5 protein-coding genes are annotated in these 5,197 nt (G+C 46.1%); 1 reads left to right on the top strand and 4 read right to left on the bottom strand.

All coding sequences use genetic code 11. The features are described 5' to 3' along the window. The 4 genes from BHV83_RS11250 to BHV83_RS11235 form a co-directional block, all read right to left on the bottom strand. On the bottom strand, positions 1-998 hold a 998-nt coding region (locus BHV83_RS11250), incomplete at its 3' end, for an alpha/beta hydrolase (RefSeq protein ID WP_286757530.1). A 4-nt stretch (positions 999-1,002) separates the two neighbouring features. Continuing rightward, a complete protein-coding gene (locus BHV83_RS11245; protein WP_286757529.1) occupies positions 1,003-1,494 on the bottom strand; it encodes a cupin domain-containing protein in 492 nt (163 codons plus the stop codon). 89 nt (positions 1,495-1,583) lie between these two features. Beyond that, positions 1,584-3,275 (bottom strand): alpha/beta fold hydrolase, encoded by a 1,692-nt coding sequence (locus BHV83_RS11240; protein ID WP_286757528.1) that lies wholly within the window; start codon positions 3,273-3,275, stop codon positions 1,584-1,586. 112 nt (positions 3,276-3,387) lie between these two features. Then, positions 3,388-3,900 (bottom strand): hypothetical protein, encoded by a 513-nt coding sequence (locus tag BHV83_RS11235; RefSeq protein WP_036723644.1) that lies wholly within the window; start codon positions 3,898-3,900, stop codon positions 3,388-3,390. 161 nt (positions 3,901-4,061) lie between these two features. Here BHV83_RS11235 and BHV83_RS11230 point away from each other — a divergent pair, with 161 nt between their 5' ends. Continuing rightward, positions 4,062-4,961, top strand: coding sequence for a helix-turn-helix domain-containing protein (locus BHV83_RS11230; protein WP_122205974.1), 900 nt, complete (start codon positions 4,062-4,064; stop codon positions 4,959-4,961). The last annotated feature ends 236 nt before the right edge of the window (positions 4,962-5,197 follow it).

Raw genomic sequence — 5,197 nt, 5'->3', positions numbered from 1 at the left:
TTGCCTCGGATCCCGATCTTAGAAATTTCAACTAAGATCCCTTCCCCGCCATAACGGTTGATTGCTTCTACAAACTTGCGTCCCATCTGTAACCGTACCCGCCAATTCTCACCACCGAGTTTATCAGTGGGCTCTTCGGGAATATAGTCACCGAAATAAAGTACAATAGGAATTCGCGTCAGTTTTAGAAATTCATCCATTGGAACACCTGTTCCTGAAAGAGTACCCGTCAAGCTTGACATCGGATCGGGGACTTCTCCTTCCGGGAAAAGATATCCGCCCGGTTCTAAAGAGACAACAGCTCGGATATTCGGGTTCTCAACTACTGCCAGCCATCCGGGGAATCCACCGGCCGAATGTGTTACAAGAATACCCTCTCCGATACGGTCGAACAGTGAGCCGAGTGCCGCGATGTCGGTTTTTATATCATGATTACTAATGTCAGGCGTCATTTGGCGAAAAAACTGATCGAGCGAAATGGAATCGGTCGGGAACTGAACTCCGGAATTGAAAGATGGCCACTCGCCGATACGCCAGATATCAAACCATAGTTGCTCGTCGGCTTTCGGTACCAGTCTTGTTTCAGCTGATGTGCGTCCCGCATCTCCGCGACCGGGCATATCGACAACATAAGTGCTGAAACCGCGCCGCAGCATTAAGGTCTGAAATCCTTCGCGACCGTCGGGAGTCATTTGCCAGCAGCGGCCTGACTGTCCGTACCCATGAACGAAAACCAGCGGCATCTGGTGGGCCTTGGTCGGAATCTGGAAATCGATGACAGCATGGTCGGCATGATAGCTCTGTCCCTGTTCAATGGGGGTGCTCCAGTTGATAAAGCGACTGTTGTCATATTTTCCGGGACGTTGTAATACTGTTCCACCAACAGCAAAGCTACCCTGACGGGCTATTGTAATCGGGGTCTCGTTGGGAGAAGTTGCTTGCCCGTATCCTGTCACTCCCAGCCATGACATGAACAAAATCAAGATATTTCTATTCATTTCTCTATTCTTTATAATTATTGTATTCTTCGTTTGTTACAGGTTCATACCACTGGGTTGCACCCAAATGAACCTTTGTGTTGATAGCTATATGTGTGAATCCGCTGTCGGAAGCTGCTCCGTGCCAATGCACCACGTCTGCCGGAATAGCGACTACGTCTCCGGGATTCAAAATTTGTATGGGCTTCCCTTTTTCCTGATAGTAACCTTTCCCGGCAGTGGCGATCAGAATCTGGCCACCTGGATGCGAATGCCAACTGTTGCGGGCTTTCGGTTCGAATATCACATCGGAAACTACGACATCGAATGTTCCGCTGTCGGTCATCAACCGTTGGAGATATGCCGTACCGTTAAAATTAGTACCTTCAATGGCATTTCCTTTGGGGAAGATGGAAACAAATGCGGCAGGCTGGATTGTTTCTACCTTGTTTGACGGTTTCGGGGTGCAAGCACCGAGTGCTGCAGCCAGTAAAAATAAGTAAGTTACTTTTTTCATGTTGAATAGTTATTTCTAATTTCATTTGCGATAAACGCTATGCCTCGGCACTATCCGGACAAGTTCGGTCCTCCACTCGGCTTTGCGGTTTATTTTAGATATTGTTTGAAGAAAGTGTCCAGTTTCGGAAGCGTGATTTTCAGATATTCCGGTTGGTCGTACAAATCCACGTGCGTTGCCCCGGGTACGACAAACAGTTCTTTCGGTTCGGCAGCTTTCTCGTATGCGTCTTCAGAAAAATATTTCGATACAGCATTTTCTCCCACGATGAAAAGTAACGGACGCGGCGATATGGTCTCGATTTGCGTGAACGGAAAGAAGTTCATCATCGGTGCAAGGCTCGTGTAGGAGTAATAGCCCGTAGAGTTGGGATGCTGGCCACGCTCAGGATTGTCGTAATAGTCGAGGAAGTCGATTGCAAACTTCGGTGTGTTCTCATCCACTTTTTCGGGCAGGGCGCGAATATCTTTACGTGCAGCTCCACCATATTCAGCTGTGCGCTGACGACCGATTTCATCAAGAATAGACATACGCTGTTGATAGGTCTGCGTGTCACCTATGCCTTGACGGCGGGCACGTCCCATGTCATACATACTGATGGTGGCAAGAGCCTTGATGCGGTGATCGATCTGTGTTGCACTGACAGAGTAGCATCCTCCGCCACAGATACCGATCACACCTATCTTGTCAGCTTCGACTGCCGGATGGTTCGTGAGGAAATCGACCGCCGCGCTGAAATCATCCACTCGTACTTCAGGCGATTCCATGCGACGTGGATAACCGCCGCTCTCACCATAGTAGGACGCATCGAAAGCCAATGTCACATAACCTATTTCCGCGAGCTTACGGGCATGAAGCCCCGAAGTCTGCTCCTTGACACCGCCGAAAGGATGACCGACGATGATGGCGGCATATTTCTTTGCTGGACTATAGTTTGCAGGAAAATAAAGATCACCGACCATATCGATCAGAAAACGGTTGTGGAACGTTACTTTCTGTTTCTTCACACCATTTCCTATTGTCACGGCCGGCGCTTCCGGAGCAGTGGTCAAACCTTTGCTTTGCAACACTTCGTTTAAGGCCAGTCTGCCACCGTCAGCTTCGCCGCGTCCGATGTTCTTTTCGACAATAGCCAACACACTGCGTAATTCGTCTGGTGTTATGCCTACGTTCAGTGCAATACCCATGTGCCCTTTCAGCATCGGTTCCACGCCTTTGCCCAGCGAGGCGATTACGGCAACGGTCGTCAGTTCCCGTTCGGCGTATGTCAGCACGTCCCGTTCGAAAAGGTCGGCGAAGAGGTGCTCTTTAAGGAATACTTCGATTTCCGGAGCCAGTATAGCATAATCAGCTTTTGGTGCATCCGCTGGAATACCTGAGATCTCAACAAGAATGTCGCGTCCGCGCTCGTATTTGCTGCGGGTATCGGTTATCGGCGACGCTTTGCGTCCCCAGTCATCTTCGATGCCTTTTGCTTTACGCTCGTCAAGTACCGCAACCAATGTTTGCAATCCGCGCAGGGCACGAGGAAAACCGCAATAAGCATAGGCGTGTACCATTACTTCTTTAAGCTCGCTGACAGCCATGCCGTCATTCAGCCCGTCGATAAGGACGATTTTCAGTTTGTCGAGGTCACCCTTACCCGTAAGGGCTGCGACCTCTGTAATGTGTTGTCGTTTACTGTCCATAGCTTGTTCTGCTTTCGGTGTTTGGGAGGTTACGATTCCGCATCCGAAGAAGACACCGAGTAACGTTGTTATAATTTTCAATTTTATATTCATAATCTCTATTATTTTATTTATCTGTTTTTACTTGGTGCAAAATTAGGCTGAGATTCCCGCCTCGACCAGTCGTGGATTACGGTTTGAAGGATAATTATTACGGTTTTATTATTTACTGATTGCAAAAGCGTATACAGTAGTTGAGTAGCAGTTCGATATGTGAAGCGATGATTGATGCACTATGTCGGTCAATGGCATGATGTAACTCTTCTCCGATTTCCCGCAAGTTATCGGTTATGATGTTTCTTTCGTGCTCCGACAATGTTCCTTTACAGCAACAGCGTTTCGGATAGGTTTCGATACGGTTTTCGAGCGATGTGTCGCATAACAAATCGGGATGAAACAACACGCCCGAACAACATCCGGTATGTCGATGTCGGTTCAAAGGGATTTCGACTGTTTCACCGGGATAAATCAGTCGCAACCACTCTTTTCCCGATATTTTGTCTTGTTCTGGATCGTTGTAATACAACAACCCGTAAAAATCACACATCATCCGGATATCCTCGTTTAGATTTGTTCTTGACAAATCTACCATGCAGATCAACGGATGCAGCGTTTCATGTCCCGTTAATTTATTGAATCGGTCGATGGTCATAAGTCCTGAATTACTCATTTGTATCATTGTTATTTCTTTTATTCAGTTTTCCACGATGCAAAATTATAGGCTGTCCTAGTTCCTCATAGGGTATGAATCACGGTTTCATGCATAATTATTACAGATTGGAACGGAGATAAGCCAAAGATATTTTCTACATTTGCACAGAAACAATGAAATAGACTGTTATGGAGAAGATTATAAAGCTAAATACTGTCAAGGATTATAATGACTTTTTGGGTATAGATACTCCGCATCCACTAGTGGGCGTAATTGATGCTTCAAAAATAAAACCACTGCATCATATCCGCAAGAGTATCGGGTTCTATGTCATTTATCTGAAAGATATAAAGTGCGCCGATCAGATAAAGTATGGTCGGAAATTCTACGATTTTCAGGAAGAAACCCTGGTATTCGCAGCACCGGGACAAGTCATCGGCAATGATGATACGGGAGAGCCGTTTCAGCCAAAAGGCTGGTGGCTGACATTTCAACCCGAATTGTTACATGGTACCCCCTTGAACCGTCACATGCAAGATTACACATTCTTTTCCTATGCCGTCAACGAGGCACTGCATCTCTCGAAGCAGGAAAGACAGACCGTGATAGACTGCATGATGAAAATAGACGATGAAATCAAAGGTGCTACGGATAGACATAGCAATCTGATTGTCGTTTCTGCTATCGAGTTGTTGCTCAACTATTGTATCCGCTTTTATGATAGACAGTTCATTACCCGCAAAAAGGAGAACAAGGACACACTCAGTTCGTTTGAAGCATTATTGAACGACTATTTCACTTCGGATAAACCCTCCAAATTCGGTACACCGACCGTAACTTATTGTGCTGACCAGTTGCATCTGTCTGCAAATTATTTCGGAGACTTGATAAAAAAGGAGACAGGTTCATCTGCACAAGAATATATATTGGCAAAAACAATGGATACTGCAAAAGAGTGGCTGGCAGATCCGGATAAATCGATCAGTGATGTTGCCTATGCTTTGGGCTATCAATACCCGCAGTATTTCAGCAAAGCCTTTAAAAGAATTGTCGGATGTTCTCCGAATGAATACCGAACCTTAAACTGATTTTCCATTTCGTTAAATTCGAACAACCTTTCGTCTCTTTCGTTCTTTTATCCCTTTTGATTAAGAAAAACTTGTACAGCGGCAAGGATATAAGGCACATTGTGTATATATCCTTGTCACTGCACAAAATGAGTGACCTTTATATATCGCAGTTTTCTTTATGTAAATCCTTGCTCAGCCGCATGGCACAGAAGTTGGGGCCGCACATCGTGCAATATTCACCGTCCGTCACGGCA

The sequence above is a fragment of the Parabacteroides sp. merdae-related_45_40 genome (genome assembly GCF_001915675.1).
The sequence above is the reverse complement of the archived record's forward strand: the minus strand, read 5'-3'. Positions and strand labels throughout refer to the sequence as shown.

Bases quoted from the DNA above. Each gene is read 5' to 3' on its own strand.
- BHV83_RS11245 (WP_286757529.1), bottom strand. From the start codon at position 1,494: ATGAAAAAAGTAACTTACTTATTTTTACTGGCTGCAGCACTCGGTGCT.
- BHV83_RS11240 (WP_286757528.1), bottom strand. From the start codon at position 3,275: ATGAATATAAAATTGAAAATTATAACAACGTTACTCGGTGTCTTCTTC.
- BHV83_RS11235 (WP_036723644.1), bottom strand. From the start codon at position 3,900: ATGATACAAATGAGTAATTCAGGACTTATGACCATCGACCGATTCAAT.
- BHV83_RS11230 (WP_122205974.1), top strand. From the start codon at position 4,062: ATGGAGAAGATTATAAAGCTAAATACTGTCAAGGATTATAATGACTTT.